The organism is Pseudomonas sp. PDM04, assembly GCF_014851765.1.
Classification (GTDB): Bacteria; Pseudomonadota; Gammaproteobacteria; order Pseudomonadales; family Pseudomonadaceae; genus Aquipseudomonas.
On the sequence record NZ_JACVAI010000001.1, the window covers coordinates 1240940 to 1266158 of the forward strand.

General features: G+C 62.5%; 22 protein-coding genes and 1 pseudogene. 10 read left to right on the forward strand and 13 right to left on the reverse strand.

From position 1 onward, the window contains the following. Nucleotides 1-40: 40 nt before the first annotated feature. Nucleotides 41-853: a tRNA cyclic N6-threonylcarbamoyladenosine(37) synthase TcdA gene (gene tcdA, locus IB249_RS05815; protein ID WP_192302531.1), complete on the reverse strand. Its 813-nt coding sequence runs from the start codon at nt 851-853 to the stop codon at nt 41-43. 226 nt (nt 854-1079) lie between these two features. On the opposite strand from tcdA, the gene IB249_RS05820 reads away from it, so the two are divergent. From IB249_RS05820 to IB249_RS05835, 4 genes are all read left to right on the forward strand, one after another. Then, a complete protein-coding gene (locus IB249_RS05820) occupies nt 1080-3671 on the forward strand; it encodes a glycosyltransferase (protein WP_192302532.1) in 2592 nt (863 codons plus the stop codon). Between the two features lie 209 nt (nt 3672-3880). Then, complete coding sequence (gene dapE, locus IB249_RS05825) at nt 3881-5032, forward strand: succinyl-diaminopimelate desuccinylase (RefSeq protein ID WP_192302533.1); 1152 nt, start codon at nt 3881-3883, stop codon at nt 5030-5032. Beyond that, nucleotides 5032-5841 carry a putative RNA methyltransferase gene (locus IB249_RS05830; protein WP_192302534.1) on the forward strand — a complete coding sequence of 270 codons (810 nt, stop codon included), beginning with the start codon at nt 5032-5034 and terminating at the stop codon, nt 5839-5841. Before dapE ends, IB249_RS05830 begins: the two co-directional genes overlap by 1 nt. Nucleotides 5842-5914: 73 nt before the next feature. Continuing rightward, nucleotides 5915-6292, forward strand: a complete 378-nt coding sequence (locus IB249_RS05835; protein WP_192302535.1) for a hypothetical protein — start codon at nt 5915-5917, stop codon at nt 6290-6292. Nucleotides 6293-6360: 68 nt separating this feature from the next. On the opposite strand, the gene IB249_RS05840 is transcribed toward IB249_RS05835, so the two are convergent. Further along, a complete protein-coding gene (locus IB249_RS05840; protein WP_192302536.1) occupies nt 6361-6570 on the reverse strand; it encodes a cold shock domain-containing protein in 210 nt (69 codons plus the stop codon). 240 nt (nt 6571-6810) lie between these two features. On the opposite strand from IB249_RS05840, the gene plsB reads away from it, so the two are divergent. The 3 genes from plsB to IB249_RS05855 all read left to right on the forward strand — a co-directional run bounded on the left by plsB (nt 6811) and on the right by IB249_RS05855 (nt 10555). Then, complete coding sequence (gene plsB, locus IB249_RS05845; RefSeq protein WP_192302537.1) at nt 6811-9312, forward strand: glycerol-3-phosphate 1-O-acyltransferase PlsB; 2502 nt, start codon at nt 6811-6813, stop codon at nt 9310-9312. Nucleotides 9313-9441: 129 nt separating this feature from the next. Beyond that, a complete protein-coding gene (locus IB249_RS05850) occupies nt 9442-9840 on the forward strand; it encodes a YbaY family lipoprotein (protein ID WP_192302538.1) in 399 nt (132 codons plus the stop codon). A 25-nt stretch (nt 9841-9865) separates the two neighbouring features. Continuing rightward, nucleotides 9866-10555 (forward strand): DUF4197 domain-containing protein, encoded by a 690-nt coding sequence (locus IB249_RS05855; RefSeq protein WP_192302539.1) that lies wholly within the window; start codon nt 9866-9868, stop codon nt 10553-10555. A gap of 96 nt (nt 10556-10651) precedes the next feature. On the opposite strand, the pseudogene IB249_RS29710 reads toward IB249_RS05855, so the two are convergent. From IB249_RS29710 to IB249_RS05865, 3 genes and pseudogenes are all read right to left on the reverse strand, one after another. After that, nucleotides 10652-10813, reverse strand: a pseudogene (locus tag IB249_RS29710) (Fic family protein); the annotation flags it as partial. A 31-nt stretch (nt 10814-10844) separates the two neighbouring features. Continuing rightward, complete coding sequence (locus IB249_RS05860; protein WP_192302540.1) at nt 10845-13910, reverse strand: efflux RND transporter permease subunit; 3066 nt, start codon at nt 13908-13910, stop codon at nt 10845-10847. A 6-nt stretch (nt 13911-13916) separates the two neighbouring features. After that, nucleotides 13917-15017 carry an efflux RND transporter periplasmic adaptor subunit gene (locus IB249_RS05865; RefSeq protein WP_192302541.1) on the reverse strand — a complete coding sequence of 367 codons (1101 nt, stop codon included), beginning with the start codon at nt 15015-15017 and terminating at the stop codon, nt 13917-13919. Nucleotides 15018-15111: 94 nt separating this feature from the next. Between IB249_RS05865 and IB249_RS05870 the strand changes: the two genes are divergently transcribed. Next, nucleotides 15112-15756 carry a TetR/AcrR family transcriptional regulator gene (locus tag IB249_RS05870; RefSeq protein WP_192302542.1) on the forward strand — a complete coding sequence of 215 codons (645 nt, stop codon included), beginning with the start codon at nt 15112-15114 and terminating at the stop codon, nt 15754-15756. A 79-nt stretch (nt 15757-15835) separates the two neighbouring features. Here IB249_RS05870 and IB249_RS05875 read toward each other — a convergent pair whose 3' ends face one another. After that, nucleotides 15836-16618 (reverse strand): class I SAM-dependent methyltransferase, encoded by a 783-nt coding sequence (locus IB249_RS05875; RefSeq protein WP_192302543.1) that lies wholly within the window; start codon nt 16616-16618, stop codon nt 15836-15838. A 93-nt stretch (nt 16619-16711) separates the two neighbouring features. Here IB249_RS05875 and IB249_RS05880 point away from each other — a divergent pair, with 93 nt between their 5' ends. Continuing rightward, a complete protein-coding gene (locus tag IB249_RS05880; protein ID WP_192302544.1) occupies nt 16712-17332 on the forward strand; it encodes an energy transducer TonB in 621 nt (206 codons plus the stop codon). A 3-nt stretch (nt 17333-17335) separates the two neighbouring features. On the opposite strand, the gene IB249_RS05885 is transcribed toward IB249_RS05880, so the two are convergent. The 7 genes from IB249_RS05885 to ppc form a co-directional block, all read right to left on the reverse strand. Continuing rightward, nucleotides 17336-18031: an extensin family protein gene (locus tag IB249_RS05885; protein WP_192302545.1), complete on the reverse strand. Its 696-nt coding sequence runs from the start codon at nt 18029-18031 to the stop codon at nt 17336-17338. 2 nt (nt 18032-18033) lie between these two features. Further along, nucleotides 18034-18855 (reverse strand): isocitrate lyase/PEP mutase family protein, encoded by an 822-nt coding sequence (locus IB249_RS05890; protein WP_192302546.1) that lies wholly within the window; start codon nt 18853-18855, stop codon nt 18034-18036. 33 nt (nt 18856-18888) lie between these two features. Then, the gene (locus IB249_RS05895; RefSeq protein ID WP_192302547.1) at nt 18889-19749 is read right to left on the reverse strand and encodes a DUF72 domain-containing protein; all 861 of its coding nucleotides are present in this window, start codon (nt 19747-19749) and stop codon (nt 18889-18891) included. Next, nucleotides 19749-20054 carry a hypothetical protein gene (locus IB249_RS05900; RefSeq protein WP_192302548.1) on the reverse strand — a complete coding sequence of 102 codons (306 nt, stop codon included), beginning with the start codon at nt 20052-20054 and terminating at the stop codon, nt 19749-19751. Before IB249_RS05900 ends, IB249_RS05895 begins: the two co-directional genes overlap by 1 nt. Nucleotides 20055-20286: 232 nt before the next feature. Next, the gene (gene tsaB / locus IB249_RS05905) at nt 20287-20961 is read right to left on the reverse strand and encodes a tRNA (adenosine(37)-N6)-threonylcarbamoyltransferase complex dimerization subunit type 1 TsaB (protein WP_192302549.1); all 675 of its coding nucleotides are present in this window, start codon (nt 20959-20961) and stop codon (nt 20287-20289) included. A 94-nt stretch (nt 20962-21055) separates the two neighbouring features. Next, complete coding sequence (adk, locus tag IB249_RS05910) at nt 21056-21703, reverse strand: adenylate kinase (RefSeq protein ID WP_192302550.1); 648 nt, start codon at nt 21701-21703, stop codon at nt 21056-21058. A gap of 288 nt (nt 21704-21991) precedes the next feature. Then, nucleotides 21992-24622 (reverse strand): phosphoenolpyruvate carboxylase, encoded by a 2631-nt coding sequence (gene ppc / locus IB249_RS05915; RefSeq protein ID WP_192302551.1) that lies wholly within the window; start codon nt 24620-24622, stop codon nt 21992-21994. A 214-nt stretch (nt 24623-24836) separates the two neighbouring features. On the opposite strand from ppc, the gene IB249_RS05920 reads away from it, so the two are divergent. After that, a complete protein-coding gene (locus tag IB249_RS05920) occupies nt 24837-25181 on the forward strand; it encodes a pilin assembly protein (RefSeq protein ID WP_192302552.1) in 345 nt (114 codons plus the stop codon). Nucleotides 25182-25219 lie beyond the last annotated feature (38 nt).

A 25219-nucleotide genomic window follows, 5' to 3' on the forward strand; every position in this document is an offset into this window, starting at 1 on the left:
GGAGCGAGCCTGCTCGCGATGAGGGTTTCAGCGGCAAGCGCTAAACCTGAGGCTTCACCCGATCCGCCGGCCGCCGCACCCCTGCCACGATCTTGTCCACCGCCTTGGTCGCCGCGACCATGCCGAACGTCGCCGTCACCATCATCACTGCGCCAAATCCACCCGCGCAGTCCAGCTTCACGCCATCGCCGACAAAGCTCTTCTGCAGGCAAATACTGCCATCGGGCTTGGGGTAACGCAGTTGCTCGGTCGAGAACACGCACGGCACGCTGTAATGACGGGTCACGGTGCGCGAGAAGCCGTAGTCGCGGCGCAGGGTCGAACGCACTTTCGAGGCCAGTGGGTCGTTGAACGTACGGTTCAGGTCGCAGACTTGAATCAGCGTCGGGTCAATCTGCCCGCCGGCCCCGCCCGTGGTGATGATCTGAATCTTGCGGCGCTTGCACCAGGCGATCAGCGCCGCCTTGGCGTTGACGCTGTCGATGCAGTCGATCACACAATCGATGCTCGGCGTGATGTAGTCGGCCATGGTCTCGCGGGTAACGAAATCTGCCACCGCATGGACCGTGCAATCCGGGTTGATCCCGCGCAGGCGCTCGGCCATGACCTCGACCTTGGGCTTGCCGACGGTGCTGTCCAGCGCATGCAACTGCCGGTTGGCGTTGCTGACGCAGACGTCGTCGAGGTCGAACAGCGAGATTTCGCCGACACCACACCGGGCGATGGCTTCCGCCGCCCAGGAACCGACGCCACCGACGCCAACGATCGCCACATGGGCCGCGCGCAACCGCTCAAGACCGTCGACGCCATACAAACGGGCGATGCCTGCAAACCGTGGATCTTCTGTGCTCATGACCTTTACCCCAAAAACCGGCGCGCATTATGGACGAGCCGGGCGCAAGTTTTAAGCATCCCGCTGTAAGTGTAAGAACTTAAGCGAAAGTTAACTGCCCAATATCAGGCAATTTCCTGTCTGATGTACGCTCAGTGAATTGCCGGTGTAGGATGCGCGCCCCTGCGCTTGGACAGCCGAACGCCAATCGTCCTTCGTTCCACAGCCTCCGGAACCTGAAATAGCTATGTCATCGCGTAAATTTGGACTCAACCTGGTCGTGGTGCTCGCCATCGCGGCTCTGTTTACCGGCTTCTGGGCGCTGATCAATCGCCCGGTCAGCGCCCCCAACTGGCCTGAGCAGATCTCCGGGTTTTCCTACTCGCCGTTCCAGCAAGGCCAGTACCCGCAGAAAGAGCAGTACCCAACCGACGACCAGATGCGGCGCGACCTGGAGATCATGAGCAAGCTGACGGACAACATCCGGACTTACTCGGTCGATGGCACCCTGCAAGACATCCCCAAGTTGGCAGAGGAATTCGGCCTGCGGGTGACCCTCGGCATCTGGATCAGTCCGGACCAGGAACGCAACGAGCGCGAGATCACCCGCGCCATCGAAATCGCCAACTCCTCGCGCAGCGTAGTGCGCGTCGTGGTGGGTAACGAGGCGATATTCCGCAAGGAAATTACCGCGGAGCAACTCAGCGTGCTCCTCGATCGCGTGCGCGCAGCCGTGAAAGTGCCGGTCACCACATCCGAGCAATGGCACGTCTGGGAAGAGCACCCGGAACTGGCCAGACACGTCGACCTGATTGCCGCCCACGTCCTGCCCTACTGGGAATTCATTCCGGTGGACAAGGCCGGTCAGTTCGTGCTCGACCGCGCCCGCGACCTGAAGAAGCTGTTCCCGAAAAAACCGCTGCTGTTGTCCGAAGTCGGCTGGCCGAGCAACGGCCGCATGCGCGGTGGCGCCGATGCGTCGCCGGCGGACCAGGCGATCTACCTGCGCACCCTGGTCAACAAACTCAACCGCCAGGGCTTCAACTACTTCGTGATCGAAGCCTTCGACCAGCCCTGGAAAGCCAGCGACGAAGGCTCGGTCGGCGCTTACTGGGGCGTGTTCAACGCCGCACGCCAGCAGAAATTCAACTTTGAAGGCCCGGTGGTGGCGATTCCGCAATGGCGCGTGCTGGCCATCGGCTCGGTGGTGCTGGCGCTGCTGTCGCTGACCCTGCTGATGATCGACGGCTCGGCCCTGCGCCAGCGTGGCCGCACCTTCCTGACGTTCATCGCGTTCCTGTGCGGTTCGGTCCTGGTGTGGATCGGCTACGACTACAGCCAGCAATACAGCACCTGGTTCAGCCTGACGGTGGGTTTCCTGCTGGCCCTCGGTGCACTCGGGGTGTTTATCGTACTGCTGACCGAGGCCCATGAACTGGCCGAGGCGGTATGGATTCACAAGCGGCGTCGGGAGTTTCTGCCGGTGGTCGGTGATTCGAGTTACCGACCGAAAGTCTCGATCCACGTCCCGTGTTACAACGAGCCACCGGAGATGGTCAAACAGACCCTCAATGCCTTGGCCAACCTCGACTATCCGGACTTCGAAGTCCTGATCATCGACAACAACACCAAGGACCCGGCCGTCTGGGAACCGGTGCGCGACTATTGCGAAACCCTCGGCCCACGGTTCAAGTTCTTCCACGTGGCCCCCCTGGCCGGTTTCAAGGGCGGCGCGCTGAACTACCTGATCCCGCACACGGCCAAGGACGCCGAAGTGATTGCGGTGATCGACTCGGACTACTGCGTCGACCCGAACTGGCTCAAGCACATGGTGCCGCACTTCGCCGACCCGAAAATCGCCGTGGTGCAGTCGCCACAGGATTATCGCGACCAGAACGAAAGCACCTTCAAGAAGCTGTGCTACGCCGAATACAAAGGGTTTTTCCACATCGGCATGGTCACCCGCAACGACCGTGACGCGATCATCCAGCACGGCACCATGACCATGACCCGGCGCTCGGTGCTCGAAGAGCTGGGCTGGGCCGATTGGTGCATCTGCGAAGATGCCGAGCTGGGACTGCGGGTGTTCGAGAAAGGCCTGTCGGCGGCGTACTACCACACCAGCTACGGCAAGGGCCTGATGCCCGACACCTTCATCGACTTCAAGAAACAGCGTTTCCGCTGGGCCTATGGCGCGATCCAGATCATCAAGCGCCACACCGCCAGCCTGCTGCGCGGCAAGGACACCGAGCTGACCCGTGGCCAGCGTTATCACTTCCTCGCCGGCTGGCTGCCCTGGGTCGCGGACGGCATGAACATCTTCTTCACCGTGGGCGCGTTGCTGTGGTCGGCGGCGATGATCATCGTGCCGCAGCGGGTCGACCCGCCGTTGCTGATTTTCGCAATCCCGCCCCTGGCGCTGTTCGTGTTCAAGGTCGGCAAGATCATCTTCCTTTACCGTCGTGCCGTGGGCGTGAACCTCAAGGACGCGTTCTGCGCCGCGCTGGCCGGGCTGGCGTTGTCGCACACCATCGCCAAGGCGGTGTTGTACGGGTTCTTCACCAGCAGCATTCCGTTTTTCCGTACGCCCAAGAATGCCGACAACCACGGCTTCTGGGTGGCGATTTCGGAGGCCCGTGAAGAGGTGTTCATCATGCTGCTGTTGTGGGGCGCGGCACTGGGGATCTTCCTGGTGAACGGGCTGCCGAGCAACGACATGCGCTTCTGGGTCACCATGCTGCTGGTGCAGTCGCTGCCCTATGTGGCGGCGCTGATCATGGCGTTCCTGTCGTCGCTGCCGAAACCGGCGGCAGAGGTCGAGGTCGCACCGGCAGTCTAAATCTTTGCCGAAGGACTAAACGGCGGCCAAGGGCCGCCGTTTTGCTTTAAGATAACCGCCATTTTGCGGGGCTTGCTGCCCGATGGCCTGACCCAATACCTGTGGGAGCGAGCCTGCTCGCGAAGCGTCCGTCACATTCAACCTCCAGGTTGACTGTAAAACCTTCGCGAGCACGCTCGCTCTCACATTTACAGTTTCCGGAGTTTTCCATGACGGCCCACGCCGACCTTTCGCCGACCCTCCAACTCGCTATCGACCTGATCCGCCGCCCGTCCGTGACGCCGGTCGACGCCGACTGCCAGAAGCAGATGATGCAGCGCTTGGGCGATGCCGGTTTCCAACTGGAACCGATGCGCATCGAAGATGTGGATAACTTCTGGGCCACCCACGGCCGGCACGACGGTCCGGTCCTGTGCTTCGCCGGTCACACCGACGTGGTGCCGACCGGTCCGGTGGCCGCCTGGCAGATCGAGCCGTTCAACGCCGTCATCGATGAACACGGCATGCTCTGCGGCCGTGGCGCGGCCGACATGAAAGGCAGCCTGGCCTCCATGACCGTGGCCGCCGAGCGTTTCGTCGCCGACTACCCGGACCACAAGGGCAAGGTCGCCTTCCTGATCACCAGCGACGAAGAAGGCCCGGCACACCATGGCACCAAGGCTGTGGTTGAACGCCTGGTCGCCCGCCAGGAGCGCCTGGACTGGTGCATCGTCGGTGAACCGTCGAGCACCACACTGGTGGGCGACGTCGTCAAGAACGGCCGTCGCGGCTCCCTCGGCGCCAAACTGACCGTGCACGGCGTGCAAGGCCACGTGGCGTATCCGCACCTGGCGAAAAACCCGATCCACCTGGCCGCACCGGCCCTGGCCGAACTGGCCGCCGAGCACTGGGACCATGGCAACGACTTCTTCCCGCCGACCAGCTTCCAGATTTCCAACGTGAATTCCGGCACCGGCGCGACCAACGTGATCCCGGGTGATCTGGTGGCGGTGTTCAACTTCCGCTTCTCCACCGAATCCACTGTCGACGGCCTGCAAAAGCGCGTCGCCGACATCCTCGACAAGCATGGCCTGGACTGGCACATCGACTGGGCGCTGTCCGGCCTGCCGTTTCTGACCGAACCCGGCGCCCTGCTGGATGCGGTCTCGTCGAGCATCAAGGACATCACCGGGCGCGACACCCAGGCGTCCACCAGTGGCGGCACTTCCGATGGTCGTTTCATCGCCACCATGGGCACCCAGGTGGTCGAGCTGGGGCCGGTCAACGCGACGATCCACCAGGTCAACGAGCGCGTGCTGGCTGCCGACCTCGATGTGCTGACCGAAATCTACTACCAGACCCTCGTCAAGTTGCTCGCCTGATGCTCGCCTGCCCGATTTGCAGCGAACCGCTGAATGCGGTGGACAACGGCGTGGCTTGCCCCGCCGGGCATCGTTTCGACCGCGCGCGCCAGGGTTACCTGAACCTGTTGCCGGTGCAGCACAAGAACAGCCGCGACCCTGGGGATAACCTGGCCATGGTCGAAGCCCGTCGCGACTTCCTCAATGCCGGCCATTACGCGCCGGTGGCCAGGCGCCTGGCTGAACTGGCTGCGCACTACGCGCCGGCACGCTGGCTGGACATCGGTTGTGGCGAGGGTTACTACACCGCGCAGATCGCCCAGGCGTTGCCCGATGCCGATGGCTACGCCCTGGACATCTCCCGGGAAGCGGTCAAACGCGCCTGCAAGCGCAACCCGACGCTGACCTGGTTGATCGCCAGTATGGCGCGGGTGCCACTGGCGTCGGGCAGCTGCCAGTTTCTAGCCAGCGTCTTCAGCCCGCTGGACTGGCAAGAAGCCAAACGCCTGCTCAGTCGCGGCGGTGGCCTGATGAAAGTCGGCCCCACGAGCGGCCACCTGATGGAATTGCGCGAGCGCCTGTACGACGAGGTGCGCGAGTACACCGACGACAAGCACCTGGCCCTGGTGCCCGAAGGCATGGCGCTCGCCCACAGCGAACCCCTCGAGTTCACGCTCACGCTGGCCAGCGGCCAGGACCGGGCGAACCTGCTGGCCATGACCCCCCACGGCTGGCGCGCCAGTGCCGAGCGCCGGGCAGCGGTGATCGAACAGGCCGAACCGTTCGAGGTCACCGTGTCGATGCGTTACGATTACTTTGTACTTCAATAATAGGGGTCTTGAGCAACGGCTCGAGGCCAACTGAATCCGCGAATGGATTTTCAGACCCGCAGTGAGGACATCCATGCGCCAACCCGATATCGAGATTTACCTGAAAGACGCCGACGTTGACCACAAGGCCATCGCCGCCTGGCTCAGCCAGGCACTGGGCACCTGCAGCGACTGGGTCCAGAAAGGCCAGACCTACAAGTGCAAGGCCGGCAGCGTGCCCGTCACCTGGCTGCCCAAGGCCGTGGGCAAATGGAACAGCCTGTACCTGGAAAGCGACCAGACCCCGTGGGAAGACGACATCGCCTGCGCCCGCGCCGCGTTCGCCGCGCTGAACGTCGAAGTCCGCTGCGCGCCGGGCAGTTGGGTCGAGGAGGAAGGTGAAGAAACGGCCGACCGCTGGATTCGCATCAGCGCCGACGGTGAAGAAGAGATCACCTGGAAAACGGCATAAAGCGCGGTACACAACATAACATAACCTGTGGGAGCGGGCTTGCCCGCCCCCACAGCGGTTTTGTGTGATTACAGACCTACAACATCCTCAGCCTGCAACCCCTTCTGACCTTCGACCACCGCGTACTCGACCTGCTGGCCTTCAGTCAGCGAGCGGTGGCCTTCGCCACGAATCGCGCGGTAGTGCACGAACACATCCACCCCGTTTTCACGCTGAATAAAGCCGTAGCCCTTGGCATCGTTGAACCACTTCACGCTGCCGGTTTCACGTGTTGCCATCTGTTCATACTCCTTTTTTATTATCGGTCTGGCTTTTCGCAGGAAAGCCTCGGGAACATCAGCCGCACATGCTGGCCTAATGAAGGCAGCGCGACAGATCGCCGAGTATATGACACAGGTAGAAACTCTCAACAGGAGTTTACTTCGCCGCTTTTTTGCCGATTTTAGGTGAATACGGCAAACTAGGCCCGCCTCTCTCCCGAGCAAACGCTCGGTTTTATTCACTCATGCAGATGCCGTATGACCCGCTCCCCGTTCCGCCGTCTTGTGTTTGGCACCCTGCGCCGACTGCTCTACCTCTGGGTTCGCTCCGAGACCATCAACCAGTCGTCGTTCACCCTCAACCTCGACCGCAGTCGCCCCGTGTTCTACGTCCTGCAAAACCCCTCGCTGACCGACCTCGCCGTGGTCGACACCGAGTGCAGCAAGGCTGGCCTGCCCCGTCCGGTATTGCCGGTATCGGTGGGCAACCTGATGGAACCCGCCGCTTTCTTCTATCTGACCCCGGACCCCGACTGGCTCGGTCGCCAGGACAAACGCGGCGCTCCGCCGACCCTGACCCGGCTGGTCAGCGCCCTCAGCCAGAACGCCGCCGAAGACGCACAGATCATTCCGGTCAGCGTGTTCTGGGGTCAGTCGCCGGACAGCGAATCGAGCCCCTGGAAACTGCTGTTCGCCGACAGTTGGGCAGTCACCGGACGCCTGCGCCGCCTGCTCAGTATCATCGTGCTGGGGCGCAAGACCCGGGTGCAGTTCTCCGCGCCGATCCACCTGCGTGAGCTGATCGAGCACAACAAGGGTCACGAGCGCACCGTTCGCATGGCCCAGCGGGTCCTGCGCGTGCACTTCCGCAACCTGAAAGCGGCGGTGATCGGCCCCGACATTTCCCACCGCCGCAACCTGGTCAAGGGCCTGCTCAACCAGCCCCTGGTCAAGCAAGCGATCCTCGACGAGGCCGAGCGCGAGAACATCTCTGCGGAAAAAGCCAAGGCCCAGGCCCTGCGCTATGGCAACGAGATCGCCTCGGACTACACCTACACCGCGATCCGCTTTCTGGAAGTGGTGCTGAGCTGGTTCTGGAACAAGATCTACGACGGGATCAAGGTCAATCACATCGAAGGCGTGCAGGAGGTCGCCCCGGGTCACGAAGTGATCTACGTACCGTGCCATCGCAGCCACATCGACTACCTGTTGCTGTCCTACCTGCTGTTCCGCAACGGCCTGACCCCGCCGCACATCGCCGCCGGCATCAACCTCAACATGCCGGTCATCGGTAGCTTGCTGCGTCGGGGCGGCGCGTTCTTCATGCGCCGCACCTTCAAGGGCAACCCGCTGTACACCTCGGTGTTCAACGAATACCTGCACACCCTGTTCACCAAGGGCTTCCCGGTCGAATACTTCGTCGAGGGCGGGCGCTCGCGCACCGGGCGCATGCTGCAACCGAAAACCGGGATGCTGGCGATCACCCTGCGCAGCTTCCTGCGCTCCTCGCGCATGCCGATCGTGTTCGTGCCGGTGTACATCGGCTACGAGCGCGTACTGGAGGGCCGGACCTACCTCGGAGAGTTACGCGGAGCGAGCAAGAAGAAGGAGTCGATTTTCGACATCTTCAAAGTCATCGGCGCCCTCAAGCAGCGCTTCGGCCAAGTGGCCGTGAACTTCGGCGAGCCGATCAAACTCGCGGAATTCCTCGACAGCGAACAGCCGGACTGGCGCCAGCAGGAGCTCGGCCCGCAGTTCAAACCGGCCTGGCTCAACGAAACCACCAACCGCCTGGGCGAGAAAGTCGCGCAGCATCTGAACGAGGCAGCGGCGATCAACCCGGTCAACCTGGTGGCGCTGGCGTTGCTGTCCACCAGCCGCCTGGCACTGGACGACCGTGCCATGGCGCGGGTGCTGGACCTGTACCTGGCGCTGCTGCGCAAAGTCCCGTATTCGCCGCACACCACACTGCCGGAAGGCGATGGCCGGGCGCTGATCGAGCACGTCAAGGACATGGACCTGCTGTCCGAGCAGAGCGATGCACTGGGCAAGATCCTGTACCTGGACGAGCAGAACGCGGTCCTGATGACCTACTACCGCAACAACGTGCTGCACATTTTCGCGTTGCCGTCGTTGCTGGCGAGTTTCTTCCAGAGCGCCTCGCGCATGAGCCGCGAGCAGATCCTGCGCTACACCCGCGCCCTGTATCCCTACCTGCAATCGGAATTGTTCATTCGCTGGTCGTTGGAGGAACTGGATGCGGTGATCGATCAATGGCTCGAAGCATTCGTCGAGCAGGGCCTGCTGCGCTTCGAGAACGGTGTCTATCTGCGCCCCGCCCCGAGCTCGCGGCACTTCGTGCTGTTGACCCTGCTGTCGAAAAGCATCGCCCAGACCTTGCAGCGCTTCTACATGACGGTCTCCCTGCTGCTCAACAGCGGCCAGAACAGCATCAGCGCCGAAGAACTGGAAGACCTGTGTACCGTGATGGCCCAGCGCCTGTCGATCCTGCATGGCCTGAACGCCCCGGAGTTTTTCGACAAGAGCCTGTTCCGCCACTTTATCCAGACGATGCTCGACCTGGACGTGCTCAGGCGCGACGAGGCGGGCAAACTGAGCTACCACGAACTGCTCGGCGAACTGGCCGAGGGCGCGGCCAAGCGCGTGCTGCCGGCGGAGATTCGCCTGTCGATCCGCCAGGTGGCGCTGCATCGCAGCGAAGATGCAGCGGATCAACCGGTCACACCACCCGAGGCCTGACGCAAAACCTGTGGGAGTGAGCCCCGCTCGCGGGCGAAGGCGGTCTAACATTCAACATCCCTGTTGTCTGACACACCGCTTCCGCTGGCAATCGGTCTCGCTCCCACATTGTTCAAAAGGAGATTTCCTGTGAAAAAACTCTCGCTATTGGCCCTGACCGTATTCCTGGGGGCCTGCCAGTCCATGCATCCCGCCCCCAAGGCTTCATTGGAAGGCGAAGTCTTCTACCTGCAACGCATCGCCCTGCCGCCGACGGCGATCCTCAGTGTCAGCCTGCAGGACATCTCGCTCGCCGATGCCCCGGCAACCGTCATCGACGAACAGCGTGGCCCGGTCCAGGGCCAGGTGCCGCTGCCCTTTCACTTGAGCTACGACCCGGCGAAGATAGAGCCCAATCATCGTTACTCGATCAACGCGCGCATCGAAGTTGATGGCAAACTGTTGTTCATCACCACCGAAAATCACGCCGTACGACTGGACGGCTCCGATCCCCAGCCCGTCAGGGTCCGCGTTGACGCGGCCCGCTAAGTCTCTTTTGAAAAAGGAAGTTGCCATGCCCCGCCCTACCCTTCGCTTTGCCGGCCTGTGCGCAGGCTTGATGATCAGTGCCAGTGCCATGGCGCTGTCGCTCAGCGACCTGTCGCAAAAGGACGCCAGCGGCGGCCTCAAGGACGCCTTGACTCAAGGTGCACAAGTGGCCGTGAAACAACTCGGCACGCCGGGTGGGTTCAGCAACAACCCGGACGTGAAGATCGAACTGCCGGGCAAGCTGGGCAAGGTCGCCAGCAAGATGAAACAGTTCGGCATGGGCGATCAGGTCGATCAGCTGGAAACCAGCATGAACAAGGCCGCCGAAACCGCCGTGGTGCAGGCCCAGCCGATCCTCGTCGACGCGGTGAAGAAAATGACCGTCGAAGACGCCAAGGGCATTCTCAGCGGCGGCAATGATTCGGCCACTCAGTACCTGAACAAGACCAGCCGCGAACAGATCCGCGCCAAGTTCCTGCCCATCGTCAAGCAAGCCACCGACCAGGTCGGCCTGGCCAAGCAATACAACTCGTTCGCCGGTCAGGCCGCGACGCTGGGCGTAGTGGACGCCAAGAACGCCAACATCGAAAGCTACGTCACCGAGCAGGCGCTCAACGGTTTGTTCGAGATGATCGGCAAGCAGGAAGAAACCATTCGCAAGAACCCGGCGGCAGCGGCAACCAGCCTGGCGAAGAAGGTGTTCGGTACGCTCTGAAGCGGGCTACCAACCCTGCCGGAGCGGGCCTGCTCGCGATAATGGCTGCACAGGCACCTGGAGTGACTGAACGCAAGCGATCGCGAGCCGGCTCGATCACACCGCTGGCCGCAAGAAGTACACCCATTCACGACCCATCCTTCGTTTCTCGAACAGGTTCAACGCAACCAGTCCGTTCAGGGCCGCCGACGCCGTGTTGTACGAACAGTCCAGGTTTTCCTTCACATTGACGGCCGTGAATTCCTTGGCCATCCCGCTGTAGGAGCGCGCATGCTCGCTCCTACAGGTGTCAGGCCGGTTCTTTTTTGATGCGGAACCACGCGGCATACAGCGCCGGCAAGAACAGCAGGGTCAGCGCCGTGGCCACGATCAGTCCGCCCATGATGGCCACGGCCATTGGCCCGAAGAACACGCTGCGTGACAACGGAATCATCGCCAGTACCGCAGCGAGCGCGGTCAGCACGATCGGGCGGAAGCGGCGCACGGTGGCTTCGATGATTGCCTGCCAGGGTTTGAGTCCGGCGGCGATGTCCTGCTCGATCTGGTCGACCAGGATCACCGAGTTGCGCATGATCATGCCCGACAGGGCAATGGTCCCGAGCATGGCGACGAACCCGAACGGCTGGCGGAACACCATCAGGAACAGGGTCACGCCGATCAAGCCCAGGGGCGCTGTCAGAAACACCATCACCGTGCGCGAGAAGCTGCGCAGTTGCAGCATCAGCAATGTCAGCACAACGACGATGAACAGCGGCACGCCGGCCTTCACCGAGTTCTGTCCCCGGGCGGAGTCTTCCACGGTGCCGCCGACGTCCAGCAGGTAGCCGTCGGGCAATTCGGCGCGAATCGGGTCGAGCGTCGGCATGATCTGTTGCACCAGGGTCACCGGCTGTTCCTTGCCATAGATGTCTGCACGTACGGTGACATTCGGCAAGCGGTTGCGGTGCCAGATGATGCCCTCTTCAAAGCCGTATTCCAGCGTGGCGATTTGCGACAGCGCCACGCTGCGACCGTTGTCGGTAGGCACCGCCAGGCTCGGCAGCAACGACAGTTCGGTGCGCTCGTGCAAAGTGCCGCGCAGGAGGATTTCGATCAACTCGTTGTCTTCGCGGTACTGGCTGACGCTGGAGCCGGTCAGCGAGCTCTGCAGGAATTTCGACAGGTTCGCGGTGCTGACGCCCAGCGCCCGGGCACGGTCCTGGTCGATGTTCAGGTAAACGACTTTGCTCGGCTCTTCCCAGTCCAGGTGGACGTTGGCGACGTGAGGGTTCTCGCGCACCTTGGCCGCGACCTTGCGCGCCAGCGCACGAACTTGCTCGATGTGCTCGCCCGTGACCCGGAATTGCACCGGATAGCCAACCGGCGGGCCGTTTTCCAGGCGTGTCACGCGCGAACGCAGGGTCGGGAATTGTTCGTTGAGGGTTTCGATCAGCCAGGTGCGCAGGGCCTCACGGTCTTCGATGGACTTGGCCAGCACGACAAACTGGGCGAAGCTCGCCGCCGGCAGTTGCTGGTCCAGCGGCAGGTAGAAGCGTGGCGAGCCGGTGCCGACGTAGGCCACATAGTTGTCGATACCGGCGTGATCCTTGAGCAGGCCTTCAAGCCGCTTGACCTCGTCGGCGGTGTTGCTCAGCGACGCACCTTCGGCCAGTTTCAGGTCGACCATCAGTTCCAGGCGTCCGGAGGCCGGAAAGAATTGTTGCGGCACAAAGCGGAACAACACGATGGAGGCGATGAACAGCACCACGGTCAGCGCGATCACTGTTTTGCGCCAGCGCACGCACCACTCCACCAGACGCCGCACACGCTGGTAAAACGGTGTGGCGTAAGGATCGGGTTGACCTGCGCCGTGTTTCGCCGCGTGAATCTTCGCCAGGTCCGGCAGCAGTTTCTCACCCAGGTAGGGCACGAACACCACGGCAGCGATCCACGACGCCAGCAACGCGATGGTCACCACCTGGAAAATCGATCGGGTGTACTCGCCTGTTCCCGATTGCGCGGTGGCAATCGGCAGGAACCCGGCAGCCGTAATTAGCGTACCGGTGAGCATCGGGAACGCGGTGCTGGTCCAGGCGTAACTGGCGGCCTTGATCCGGTCGAAGCCCTGCTCCATTTTGATCGCCATCATCTCCACGGCGATGATCGCGTCGTCCACCAGCAACCCCAGCGCCAACACCAGCGCGCCGAGGGAAATCTTGTGCAGGCCGATGCCCAGGTAATACATGCAGGCGAAGGTCATGGCCAGCACCAGCGGGATCGCCAGCGCGACGACCATGCCGGTGCGCACCCCAAGTGAGAAAAAACTCACCAACAAAACGATGACCAGGGCTTCGACCAGGACACGGACAAACTCGCCGACACCGGTTTTCACCGCAGCAGGCTGGTCGGAAACCTTTTGCAATTGCATGCCGGCGGGGAGGTTTTTCTGGATGCGCGCGAACTCGACTTCCAATGCCTTGCCCAGCACCAGAATATCGCCACCGTCTTTCATCGCAACGGCCAGACCGATGGCGTCCTGCGACATGAAGCGCATGCGCGGCGCCGGAGGATCGTTGAAGCCACGCCGAACGTTGGCCACATCGGAGATACGGAACGTACGATCAGCGACCCGGATCGGGAAGTTCTTGATCTCCTCAACCGTCTGAAAATTCCCCGAAACCCGTAGCTGCAATCGCTCACTGCTGGTTTCGAAAAAGCCGGCGGTGGACACCGCGTTCTGTTCTTCGAGCGCCTGCTGCACCGCAGCCAGCGGCAAGCCAAGGGTGGCGAGCTTGACGTTGGAGAGCTCGATCCAGATCTTCTCGTCCTGCAGCCCGAGCAGCTCGACCTTGCCCACGTCCTTGACCCGCTGCAACTGGATCTGGATGCGGTCGGCGTAGTCCTTCAGGACCGCGTAGTCGAAGCCCTCGCCGGTCAGCGCATAGATGTTGCCGAACGTGGTGCCGAACTCATCGTTGAAAAACGGCCCCTGGATGCCCGGTGGCAGGGTGTGGCGTATGTCGCTGATCTTCTTGCGTACCTGGTACCAGAGGTCCGGAATGTCCACCGAGTGCATGGAGTCGCGGGCGATGAAGGTCACCATCGATTCGCCCGGCCGGGAGAACGATACGATGCGATCATATTCGCCCGTTTCCATCAGCTTTTTTTCAATGCGTTCGCTGACCTGGCGAGACACTTCCTCGGCGGTGGCGCCCGGCCAGTTGGTGCGGATGACCATCGCCTTGAAGGTGAACGGCGGGTCTTCGCTCTGGCCAAGCTTGGTGTAGGAGAGTGCGCCGACAACCGCGAGCAACAGCATCAGGAACAGTACGATCTGGCGATTACGCAGCGCCCATTCGGAGAGATTGAAACCCATCGGGAATTACTCCTTGTCCGCCAGATCGACCACGCGGTTGGAGCGATCCACCGGGCGCACCTGCTGCCCGTCGTGAAGCACATGGACACCGGCCGCCACCACCCAGTCACTGGCGCTCAGGCCTTCGAGCACCGGCACGCTTTTTTCACCGAATGCGCCGACCCGGACCGGGGTCTTCTTCAGAGTATTGTTCGCCCCGAGCACCCACACGTAGGTGCCACCGTTTTCGGCGGTGAGGGCCGAGAGCGGCACGGACAGCGCCACCACGTCGGCGGTCTGGATGAAGACCCGGGCGCTCTGGCCAAGCTCGGCCGGGACCTTGCCGGTGGTGAATGCGATGCGCGCGGCGAAGGTGCGGGATTTCGGATCGGCTGCCGGTGACAACTCGCGAATGCGCCCGCTGAAGCGTTGATCCGGCTGGGTCCAGAGTTCCACCGACACCGGCTGGCCGACTTTGTAGCGGCCGACATTTTGCTCCGGCAGGCTGATCGACACTTCGCGCTCGCCATCGGTGGCCAGGGTGAATACGGTCTGACCCGCGGCAACCACCTGCCCGACTTCGACCGAACGCTTGGCCACGACGCCATCCTGGGGCGCGCGCAGCACCGCGTAGCTGGCCTGGTTGTTGGAGACGTTGAATTCGGCCTTGATCTGCTTCAGGCGTGCCTCACCGGATCGGTAGAGGTTTTCGGCATTGTCGTACTGCGAACGGCTGACCAACTGACGGTCCATGAGCGTTTTGTAACGATCGCGCTCGGCCCGCACCATGTTCAGGTTGGCTTCGGCCGCCGCCACCTGGGCGCGGGTAGCTTCCAGTTGCAGGCGGACGTCCTGGGGATCGAGCTCCGCCAGCGGCTGATCGGCCTTGACCCGCTGCCCTTCCTCGACCAGTCGTCGGCTGACTTTGCCACCGATGCGGAACGCCAGATCGGGCTCGTAACGGGCACGGACCTCGCCGGGATAACTCTCCACCGCCTGCGCCGAAGGCTCTGGCTGAACCACCATGGCCGGCCGGACCGTGACCTGCGGTGCCTCTTCGTGACCACACGCAGACAGGAAAAGCGCCAGACTGACTGGCAATGCGAGGGACGAGGCATAGCGGAACATGGTGATTGACCTTTCGCTAATGGTGCTTGGAATAATTATACTGGCCAGTATGTTATTAATAGCAAACTCACCAGTCCAGTAATAAAAGCGAAGAATGTCGAACAATCTCTCAGTCTCCAATGGTCCGGGCCGCCCCAAGGATCTGGCCAAGCGCCAGGCCATCCTCGATGCGGCGAAAACCCTGTTTCTGAGCAATGGATATGCGAATACCAGCATGGATGCGGTGGCGGCCGAAGCGGGCGTGTCGAAGTTGACCGTCTATAGCCATTTCAACGACAAGGAGACGCTGTTCTCTGCGGCGGTGGTCGCCACGTGTGAAGAACAGTTGCCACCGCTGTTTTTCGAACTGCCTGACGGAATCGCCGTGGACTCCGTGCTGTTGAACATCGCCCGCGGGTTTCACCACCTGATCAACAGCAATGAGTCGGTGAACCTGCATCGCCTGATGATGGCCCTGGGCAGCCAGGACCCGAAACTCTCGCAGATCTTCTTCGAGGCAGGTCCCGAGCGCATGCTGCTGGGCATGGAGCGCCTGCTGGCCAAGGTCGATCAGAGTGGCGTGTTGAGCATCGACAAACCGCGCAATGCCGCCGAGCACTTCTTTTGCCTGCTGAAGGGCGCGGGGAATTTTCGCTTGCTGTATGGCTGTGGCGAGCCGCTGACCGGAGAGGCGGCAGAGGCGCATGTGCGCGAGGTGGTGGGGTTGTTTATGCGGGCTTATCGGCCGGTGGCGACCTGAAGATCAATCGCGAGCAGGCTCGCTCCCACACCGATCCCCTGTGGGAGCGAGCCTGCTCGCGAAGGGTGGCGACACGGTCTTAAGGCTTGAGCGCCTTCTTCGGATAAATGTCATATCGGCTGGATTTGCCGTCCAGTGCATGGCTGGGTTTGGGCCCGGCAATGCACGGTGCCTTGCGCGGGCGCTTGACCACCACACGGTGACTGGCCAGGGCCAACGCGGCTTCGAGCAAGGCCGGTGCATCCGGATCGTCCCCCACCAGCGGCCGGAACAAACGCATTTCCTTCTTCACCAGCGCGGTTTTCTCACGGTGGGGAAACATTGGGTCGAGGTAGATCACCTGCGGCGGCTCGCCTTCCCAGTTGCGCATGAGGTCGATCGAGTTGCCCTTGAGCAGGTGCATCCGCGCCACGATCGGCGCCACGTCGAAATCTTCGGCGCCCCGTGCCAGGCCATCCTCCAGCAGGGCACCAATCAATGGCTGGCGCTCGATCAGGCTCATCTCGCAGCCCAGGCTCGCCAGCACGAACGCGTCCTTGCCCAACCCGGCCGTTGCGTCCAGCACACGCGGGCGCACGCCTTGGGCAATGCCCACCGCCTTGGCGATCATCTGCCCGGTGCCGCCGCCGAACAAACGGCGATGGGCCGCGCCACCCTCGACGAAGTCCACCCGCACCGGTCCCGGTGCCTCCGGGCCCAGCTGTTGCAACTGCAACCCCTGCGCGCCGACCTGCAAGGCAAACTCTGCATCAATGACCTGCAATGGCAGGCCCAGGCGCTCGGCCCATTGCTCGGCCTGGGGCTGAAACGCCGTGTCCAGGGCCTCGACATGGATGCGGCAAGCCGCCGGTTGCTCAAACATAGGAAAACACGCTCAAAAAATTAATGATCGGCAAAAACGGCCGATAACAAAACTAACGAGCATTTTGCCAGAGCTGAGCCTGGACCGAGAGAAATGTCAGAGATTCAACGCACATCGATAGGCTACATCTCGCCCTACGGCGATTTTGGCCTGAAAAACTCCCAGGCACTGAGCGGCGTCAGTCACCTGTGGCAAGATTTCTTTGCCCAGGCACTGGCCGATCAGTCGGGCGATGTCGTGCCGGCTTCTCTCGACTTTCCACCGGTCGATCTCGAAAGTCCGGTTGAGCCCACAGTTGGCAGCGAACTGCTGGCGCACATCATTTCCCAGCGCGAATGCGACGTGAAGGACACCGAGGTCAAGCCACCCGAGCCGCTGTTCCTGCCGATTGCCGAGTTCGAAATGGACCTGGCCGACAAACCTTTCCCGCCGTTCCCGGCTGACGAAATCGTCGCCCAACAGAAACAGCAGGACTTCGAAAGCGGCTGGGTTCGCCCTATCGTGCTGGCCAACGGTCAAGCGCTGCCGGTACCAGGCGCGGCGCCGCAACCGCGTCCACTGCACTTGCCGATTGCCGAGTTCGAACTGGACCTGCTGGACAAGCCTTTCCCGCCCTACCCGCCTGAAGAGCTGGCCGAACAGCAGAAAAACTTCGACTTCGATATCGGCTGGGCTCGCCCGATCGTCCTGCAGAACCTGCGCATCGCGGCCTGAACCTCAGCGACACAGCGACCAGCCACCCACATCCAGGTGGAAGTGATTGCGATGGGCGGCGTTGTAGTCGGGGCTCAACACCACACTGAACATGTCGCAGGCCGCGTCGCGAACCTGGCGTAGAAAACGTGCATCCTGATTATCCTTCGGCCAGTCCTTGAGCACGCTGATCGAGCGACCGTCGGCCAGACGAAAACCGGCGATGTCCAAAGCGTTCGCCGAGGCATGCTGGCTGAGCCGGCCACTCTCGCGACCGTAGACGTTGCGACAGGCAAAACTGCCCAGATGGTCGACCCGGCTGACCGCCTGCCCGTAGACAGCCTGGGCCGCCGGTTGCAATGCGTGACGTTCGAACAGGGCAAAGGATACCGCCAGCCGGCAACTGGCCAGAAAGCTGCTGCTCAGCGCCACCTCGCCCCCCTGAACACGCCAGGCGTCGATCAGCGGGCACTTGGCGTCGGGGCTGTCGGCCTGGGGCGCCACACGCAGGCCGGAACTGCTCAGCGCCTGGGCGCACAGCTGCGGCTCATCCCGCAGTCGCGTCAGCTTGTAGCGCGTCAACAGGTTCGGCTCGGCCCTGACGTCCAGCGGCGCCCATGGATTCCACTGCGGCGGCAGCGCAATCCAGCCACGCCACACGCCCACGCCCGCCGCACCGACCATCAGCACCAGCACCAGCAACCCGCGCAAGAACCCCATCGTCAGCCTTTGAACAATTGATTGGCCTGCGCATAGGGCATGGACCGCGACGTGAAAGTGAACGTGCCCGAGGACTTGATCTCTTCCGCTGCACGATAGAACTCGCCCAGCGCCGCCAACGCCAGCGCCGAGCCGACACTGATGCGTTTGACGCCCATCTCGCTCAGTTGCTCGACCGTCAGTTTCAACCCGCCGGACATCAGCACGTTGACCGGTTTAGGCGCTACGGCGCGCACCACCGCCAAGACGTCTTCGGCATTGCGCAAGCCCGGCGCGTACAACACGTCGGCCCCCGCTTCGGCGAAGGCCTGCAAGCGGCGAATCGTGTCGTCCAGATCCGGATTGCCGTGCAGGAAGTTCTCGGCCCGGGCCGTCAGCGTGAACGCAAATGGCAAGCTGCGGGCGGCGGCCACTGCGGCCTCGATGCGCGCCACCGCATGTTCGAAACAATAGATCGGTGTGCCTGCACGGCCCGTCGCATCCTCGATCGAGCCACCGACGGCCCCAGCGGCGGCCGCCTGCAGAATGCTTTGCGCGCATTCGGCCGGGTCGTCGGCAAAACCGTTTTCCAGATCGACAGCCACGGGCAGAACGGTCGCGGCAACAATGGCCCGAACGTTTTCCAGGGTGTCCTCCAGGGTCAGTCCGCCATCGGGGCGCGCCCGGGAAAAAGCGTACCCGGCACTGGTGGTGGCCAGCGCTTCGAAACCCAGGCTGGCGAGCATTTTCGCCGAGCCGGCGTCCCACGGGTTGGGAATGACAAAAGCCCCGGGTCGTTCGTGCAGCGCTTTGAACGCCTGGGCTCGAAGGGTTTGCGCATCCATTGGCAGGCTCCTGAAAAGGGGAAAGAATCCGCCTCAGAGCAGGCCGAGTTGCTCGACGGCGGGCTCTCTGTATAGCTCAGGCAGCGGCGGCAGGCCAGGCAAACGCAGCATCAGCTGTGCATGAAAACGCTGTGCCAGCTTCGCCGCCAGCAGGTTGTCGGCGGTGTGCAGAAAGATGTAGGGCGTGCGGCCCTCTTCGATCCACAGGGCGATTTTTTCCACCCAGGGCACCAGGAACGGATCGTTGGCTTCCAGTTGCGGATGGCCGATGAAGCGCACCTGCGGCCACTGGGTGAAGGCAGCGGGACGGGGCGGGACCCGGGGTTTCTTCGATTGGGCGTGCAGGACCGAAGGATCGGTCGAGGTGCAACTGAACAACGCCCGCGGGTCCAGACAGATGCGTTCCACGCCACGGTCCAGCAGCAACCGGTTGAAGCGGCGCTCGGCATCGCCCTTGGCGAAGAAATCGTCGTGCCGCACTTCGATGGCCAGCGGCCGGTCCACCGCGTCAATAAAACCCGCCAGTTCAGGCAGGCGCTGCGGTGTAAAGCTTTTCGACAACTGCAACCACAACGGCGACACCCGCTCACCCAAGGGGCTGAGCAATTGCAGGAAGGTCTCGGTGGCGGTCAACTGATCGCGCAGGTCACCGCCATGGCTGATGTCACCCGGGAACTTGGCGGTGAAACGGAAATGCTCGGGCATGATCTCGGCCCAGCGCTGCACGGTGCCGGCGGACGGGCTCGCATAGAAGGTGGTATTGCCTTCCACGGCATTGAAGACACGGGAATAGAGATCGAGAAAATCGGAAGATTTCGCGTCCTGCGGATAGAGGTAATCGCGCCAGGCGTTTTCACTCCAGGACGGGCAGCCAAGGAAGTAAGGCAGCTGCATCAGATGTACAGGTCGAGGCCCAACACATCCGCATCCCAATCGACGAAACCCGCCGTGCTGAGGTAGCTGGCCAGGGCCATCGCGACGCTTTTGCTCATGGCGCGATGGTAGATCATGTCTTGCTGACGGGCAGGCAGATTGCTCAGGCGTTGCGCGGAGGCTTTGGCGGCACGGGCAGCCATTTGCTCCTCGGACGGGATTTCCAGCTCACCCTCGATATCGACAGACTCATCCTCGACCACACGCCCTTTGCGAGGCTTGCGCTTGAGGGGGTAGGACTGAGAGGAAAGGCCGTCTATGCGCATAATGTCATGCTCGGGATCAATGATGGCAGTCTAGTGGCACCTCGCACACTTCGCAAACCGCCGAGTGATAACTAGAACACAGAAAAGCGAAAAGGTTTAAAAGTCCAGGCTATAAAACGACGATTGGTTACATCCAAAGAAAGTCATCGCGAGCAGGCTCGCTCCCACTTGTGGATACGGAATCCATGTGGGAGCGAGCCTGCTTGCGAGGGATACGCCTCGTTTTCCGGGGTCAGCGCGCCTTGGGCGTCGCCACCTTGTCGCGCAGATAAACCGGCTGCGCCTCGTCCGCCACGATCGCCTCGCCGCGTTCCCAGGCAAATCGGGCCAGGGTCAGCAGGTCTTCGGCGTGGGGCAGCAGGCCCGCATCCTGGCCGCTGAGGTTCACGGCGATGCGCTCGCCGTAACCCCAACCGGTACCGGCACCGAACCAGTCACCGCTGGCATCGGCCGGCAACGCCGCCATCTCCGGCGGCAACACGGCTTCGTGCCCGACCAGTCGCATCTCCCCCGCCGTTTCGCGGTAGCAACCCCAATACACTTCATCCATCCGTGCATCGATGGCGGCGGCGACCTGGCTCACGCCGTGCTCGCGGCATGCTCGCTGCGCCAGCACCGCCAGGTTCGACACCGGCAACACCGGGCGATCCAGCGCAAACGCCAGGCCCTGCACCACGCCGATGGCGATGCGCACACCGGTAAAGGCGCCCGGCCCACGCCCGAACGCAATGGCATCCACCGCTTGCAGCGTGGTTCCGGCGTCGGCAAGCAATTGCTGGATCATCGGCAACAGCTTCTGCGCATGCAGGCGCGGGATCACCTCGTAATGGCTCGTCACTTTGCCGTCATGCAGCAAGGCAACGGAGCAAGCTTCGGTCGCGGTGTCCAGGGCCAGCAAGGTGCTCATCGATGTATCCGTAAAGAGAGTCAGAAAAAAGTGCGCCAGTATAAACAACTACGGCCCGCAAGCGGGCCGTGGATGATGCAGCGGATCAGACTTTTCAGCTAAGGGCTGCCAGCACCTTGGCCGTGATCGCTTCAACCGAACCGACGCCTTCGATATGGCTGTACTTCGGCTTGCCATTGGCAGCGGACAGTTTCTGGTAGAAATCCACCAGCGGTTTGGTCTGCGAATGGTAGACCGACAGGCGGTGACGCACGGTTTCTTCGGTGTCGTCCTTGCGCTGCACCAGCTCTTCACCGGTGATGTCGTCCTTGCCAGCCACTTTCGGCGGGTTGTAGACGACGTGGTAAACGCGGCCGCTGGCCTCGTGTACGCGGCGACCGGCAATACGCTGGACGATTTCTTCGTCTTCAACGGCGATTTCCACCACCGCATCCAGCTCCACACCCGCCGTCACCAGGGCTTCGGCCTGGGGAATGGTGCGCGGGAAACCGTCGAACAGGAAACCTTTGGCGCAGTCGGCCTGAGCGATGCGGTCCTTGACCAGTGCAATGATCAGGTCATCGGACACCAGGCCGCCGGCATCCATGATGCTCTTGGCCTTGATCCCCAGCTCGGTGCCGGCCTTGACCGCCGCACGCAGCATGTCGCCGGTGGAGATTTGCGGAATGCCGAATTTCTCGGTGATGAACTTAGCCTGAGTACCTTTACCGGCCCCGGGAGCTCCCAGCAGAATGACGCGCATCGATGTGCTCCTCAATTTTTTATATGGATAACGTCAGATTCGCCTCGTGGGGCCAATCTCAAAAATAGGGTCGTGACCGCCCAAACGGCCAAAGGCTGATCAAGATACACAGCAGGCTGCGCCCACACAAGCCGCCGAAAGTCGGAGAAACCGCCGCCTCCTGCGTCCTTTTGGCGCGGTTCCCCAAGTCGCAACCCGATCAGTAACTGTCGCCTGGCCGAACTTTTTGACGCGCCCGACAACGGCACCCGGTGCCTGCACCGGATGCCTGTCCCCACGGCAAAAACTCTAGCCGGTATTACGCAAACCGGCGGCAATCCCCGCCACAGACACCAGCAATGCCTGCTCCACCGGGCTGTCCTGCGCCACTTCCTGGCCTCGCGAACGGGCCAGCAACTCGGCCTGCAATAGATGAAGCGGGTCGAGGTAGGTGTTGCGCAGACGGATGAATTCCAAGGTATCCGGGCTATGTGCCAGTAGCTGCGACTGATCGGTCAATCCGAGAACCACCGAGCATGCCTGCGACAATAGGTCGCGTAAGTGCGCACCCAAAGGCAGCAGGTCCGGCTCGACGAGGCGCTCGTCATAAGAGCGGGCGATATCCGCGTCGGCCTTGGCCAGCACCATCTCCAGCATGTCGATGCGCGTGCGGAAGAACGGCCACTGCTCACGCATCTGCCCCAGCAGTTCGCCTTCACCGCGCTCCAGCGCCTTGCTCAGCGCCGCTTCCCAGCCGAGCCAGGCCGGCAGCATCAAGCGGGTCTGGGTCCAACCGAAAATCCACGGAATCGCCCGCAGGCTTTCGATCCCGCCGGCGCGACGCTTGGCCGGGCGACTGCCCAGCGGCAGACGTCCCAACTCCTGCTCGGGGGTGGACTGGCGGAAATACTCGACGAACTGCGGGTTTTCCCGCACCACGGCGCGGTAGGCGCTGACACCGTCTGCTGCCAATTCGTCCATCAGATGTCGCCAGGCAGGCTGCGGCGGCGGTGGTGGCAGCAAGGTCGCTTCGAGCACCGCCGCGAGGTACAGGTTGAGGTTCTGTTCGGCGATGTCCGGCAGGCCGAATTTGAAACGAATCATTTCGCCCTGCTCGGTGGTACGGAAACGTCCGGCGACCGACCCCGGAGGCTGTGACAGAATCGCCGCGTGCGCCGGGCCGCCGCCACGGCCCACGGTGCCGCCGCGACCGTGGAATAACAGCAGCTCCACTTGTTGCTCGCGGCAGATGTCGACCAGACGCTCCTGCGCCCGGTATTGCGCCCACGCCGCCGCAGTAGTGCCGGCGTCCTTGGCCGAGTCGGAATAGCCGATCATCACTTCCTGCGGCCCCTGCAGGCGCGCCCGGTAACCCGGCAGCAGCAACAGCTTTTCAATCACCGGGCCGGCGTTGTCGAGGTCGGCGAGGGTCTCGAACAGTGGCACCACGCGCATCGGCCGCAGCACGCCGGCTTCCTTGAGCAGCAGCTGCACGGCGAGCACGTCGGAGGCGGCGCCGGCCATGGAGATCACGTAGGAACCCAGCGAAGCCCCCGGCGCAGCGGCGACTTCGCGGCACGTGGCGAGCACTTCGGCGGTGTCGGCCGAGGGTTTGAAATGCGCCGGCAGCAACGGTCGGCGGTTGTTCAGCTCGCGCATCAGGAAGGCGATGCGCTCCTCTTCGCTCCAGTCTTCATAGCGACCGAGGCCAAGGTAATCGGTGATTTCAGTCATCGCCGCCGAGTGTCGGGACGAATCCTGGCGCACATCCAGGCGCACCAGGAACAAACCGAACGTCACCGCCCGTCGCAGGCAATCGAGCAGCGGGCCATCGGCAATCACGCCCATGCCGCACTCATGCAGCGACTGGTAGCAGAGTTCCAGCGGTTCGAGCAGGTCACGGTTGTTCTGCAACACATCGGCGGGTGCCGGGGTGGCGGCCGTCAGGGCGGCATGCGCCCAGTTGCGTGTGGCGCGCAGGCGCTCGCGCAGTTGCTTGAGCACCGCCCGATAAGGTTCGGCGCTGTCCCCGGCCTTGGCCCGCAGCGCGTCGCTGGCCTGCTGCATCGACAGTTCGGCGGCGAGCTGGTCGATATCGCGCACGTACAGGTCAGCGGCCATCCAGCGTGCCAGCAGCAGCACTTCACGGGTCACGGCAGCGGTCACGTTGGGGTTGCCGTCACGGTCACCGCCCATCCACGAGGCAAAGCGAATCGGCGCGGCCTCCAGTGGCAGGCGCAGGCCGGTGGCATCCTGCAGGGCTTTGTCGGCTTTGCGCAGGTAGTTCGGAATGGCGTGCCACAGCGAATGCTCGATCACCGCGAAACCCCATTTGGCTTCGTCCACCGGCGTCGGGCGGGTGCGGCGGATCTCTTCGGTGTGCCACGCTTCGGCGATCAGCCGCTGCAATTTCGCTTGAATCTGTTCACGCTCGGCGACGGTCAGGTCGCGATGATCCTGGGCAGCAAGTTGCGCGGCGATGGCGTCGTACTTCTGGATCAGCGTGCGACGCGCGACTTCGGTGGGGTGCGCCGTGAGCACCAACTCGATTTCCACCCGGCCCAATTGCCGCGCCAGGGACTCTTTGCCGTGCCCTTCGGCGAGCAGGCGGGCGAGCAGCTCGGGCAGCACCCGCGCTTCGAACGGTGCCGGTTGCGAGGCCTCGCGACGATGAATCAGCTGATATTGCTCGGCGATATTGGCCAGGTTGAGAAACTGGTTGAACGCCCGCGCCACCGGCAGCAACTCGTCTTCGCTCAACTGGTTGAGGCTGGCGCTCAACTCCTCGTCCATGGAACCGCGACGGTCGGCCTTGGCGCCCTTGCGGATCTGCTCGATCTTGTCGAGAAAACCAACCCCGTACTGCTCACGAATGGTGTTGCCCAACAGTTCACCCAACAGGTGAACGTCTTCGCGCAAGCGTGCATCGATATCGGTCATCAGCCGTTCTCCAGCGAAAAATCCAGGGGTCTTGGAATGAGCTGCCTTGTGAACAAAGAGTGCCGCCGTCAGGCACTTCTTACAAGCAGACGACGAAGGGACTTTAAACCCTGAGCGCAGAAGCTAGTCTGAAGAGTAAGCCGTACAGCGGCTTACGCCGGTCACGACCGGACACTTACCTGCCTGCCACGAGCAGGCGCGCAATGAGGTTTTTATGAAAATCCGCGAGCTTGCCCAGCATTGGGAAGAAACCGCCAAGGGCCACCTGACCGATACCGGTTACTCGATTCATCTGGACGTGGAATCCGCCGCACGCCTGGCAGCGATCATCGACATGTACCCCAAACGCCACCCCGAGGAACTGCTCGGCGAACTGATCGGTGCCGCCCTCGAGGAGCTGGAAAAAAGCTTCCCGTACGTCAAGGGCTCGACCGTCGTCGCCACCGACGAAGAGGGCGATCCCTTGTACGAAGACGTCGGCCCGACCCCGCGCTTTCTCGCCTTGTCCCGTCGGCACCTGCACGATCTGTCATCGGGTGAGGACAAGCAGAAGCACTGATTCAACCCACGAAAAACGGTGGGAGCGAGCCTGATCGC

Bases quoted from the DNA above. Each gene is read 5' to 3' on its own strand.
- tcdA (WP_192302531.1), bottom strand. From the start codon at position 853: ATGAGCACAGAAGATCCACGGTTTGCAGGCATCGCCCGTTTGTATGGC.
- IB249_RS05820 (WP_192302532.1), top strand. From the start codon at position 1,080: ATGTCATCGCGTAAATTTGGACTCAACCTGGTCGTGGTGCTCGCCATC.
- dapE (WP_192302533.1), top strand. From the start codon at position 3,881: ATGACGGCCCACGCCGACCTTTCGCCGACCCTCCAACTCGCTATCGAC.
- IB249_RS05830 (WP_192302534.1), top strand. From the start codon at position 5,032: ATGCTCGCCTGCCCGATTTGCAGCGAACCGCTGAATGCGGTGGACAAC.
- IB249_RS05835 (WP_192302535.1), top strand. From the start codon at position 5,915: ATGCGCCAACCCGATATCGAGATTTACCTGAAAGACGCCGACGTTGAC.
- IB249_RS05840 (WP_192302536.1), bottom strand. From the start codon at position 6,570: ATGGCAACACGTGAAACCGGCAGCGTGAAGTGGTTCAACGATGCCAAG.
- plsB (WP_192302537.1), top strand. From the start codon at position 6,811: ATGACCCGCTCCCCGTTCCGCCGTCTTGTGTTTGGCACCCTGCGCCGA.
- IB249_RS05855 (WP_192302539.1), top strand. From the start codon at position 9,866: ATGCCCCGCCCTACCCTTCGCTTTGCCGGCCTGTGCGCAGGCTTGATG.
- IB249_RS05860 (WP_192302540.1), bottom strand. From the start codon at position 13,910: ATGGGTTTCAATCTCTCCGAATGGGCGCTGCGTAATCGCCAGATCGTA.
- IB249_RS05865 (WP_192302541.1), bottom strand. From the start codon at position 15,017: ATGTTCCGCTATGCCTCGTCCCTCGCATTGCCAGTCAGTCTGGCGCTT.
- IB249_RS05870 (WP_192302542.1), top strand. From the start codon at position 15,112: ATGTCGAACAATCTCTCAGTCTCCAATGGTCCGGGCCGCCCCAAGGAT.
- IB249_RS05875 (WP_192302543.1), bottom strand. From the start codon at position 16,618: ATGTTTGAGCAACCGGCGGCTTGCCGCATCCATGTCGAGGCCCTGGAC.
- IB249_RS05880 (WP_192302544.1), top strand. From the start codon at position 16,712: ATGTCAGAGATTCAACGCACATCGATAGGCTACATCTCGCCCTACGGC.
- IB249_RS05885 (WP_192302545.1), bottom strand. From the start codon at position 18,031: ATGGGGTTCTTGCGCGGGTTGCTGGTGCTGGTGCTGATGGTCGGTGCG.
- IB249_RS05890 (WP_192302546.1), bottom strand. From the start codon at position 18,855: ATGGATGCGCAAACCCTTCGAGCCCAGGCGTTCAAAGCGCTGCACGAA.
- IB249_RS05895 (WP_192302547.1), bottom strand. From the start codon at position 19,749: ATGCAGCTGCCTTACTTCCTTGGCTGCCCGTCCTGGAGTGAAAACGCC.
- IB249_RS05900 (WP_192302548.1), bottom strand. From the start codon at position 20,054: ATGCGCATAGACGGCCTTTCCTCTCAGTCCTACCCCCTCAAGCGCAAG.
- tsaB (WP_192302549.1), bottom strand. From the start codon at position 20,961: ATGAGCACCTTGCTGGCCCTGGACACCGCGACCGAAGCTTGCTCCGTT.
- adk (WP_192302550.1), bottom strand. From the start codon at position 21,703: ATGCGCGTCATTCTGCTGGGAGCTCCCGGGGCCGGTAAAGGTACTCAG.
- ppc (WP_192302551.1), bottom strand. From the start codon at position 24,622: ATGACCGATATCGATGCACGCTTGCGCGAAGACGTTCACCTGTTGGGT.
- IB249_RS05920 (WP_192302552.1), top strand. From the start codon at position 24,837: ATGAAAATCCGCGAGCTTGCCCAGCATTGGGAAGAAACCGCCAAGGGC.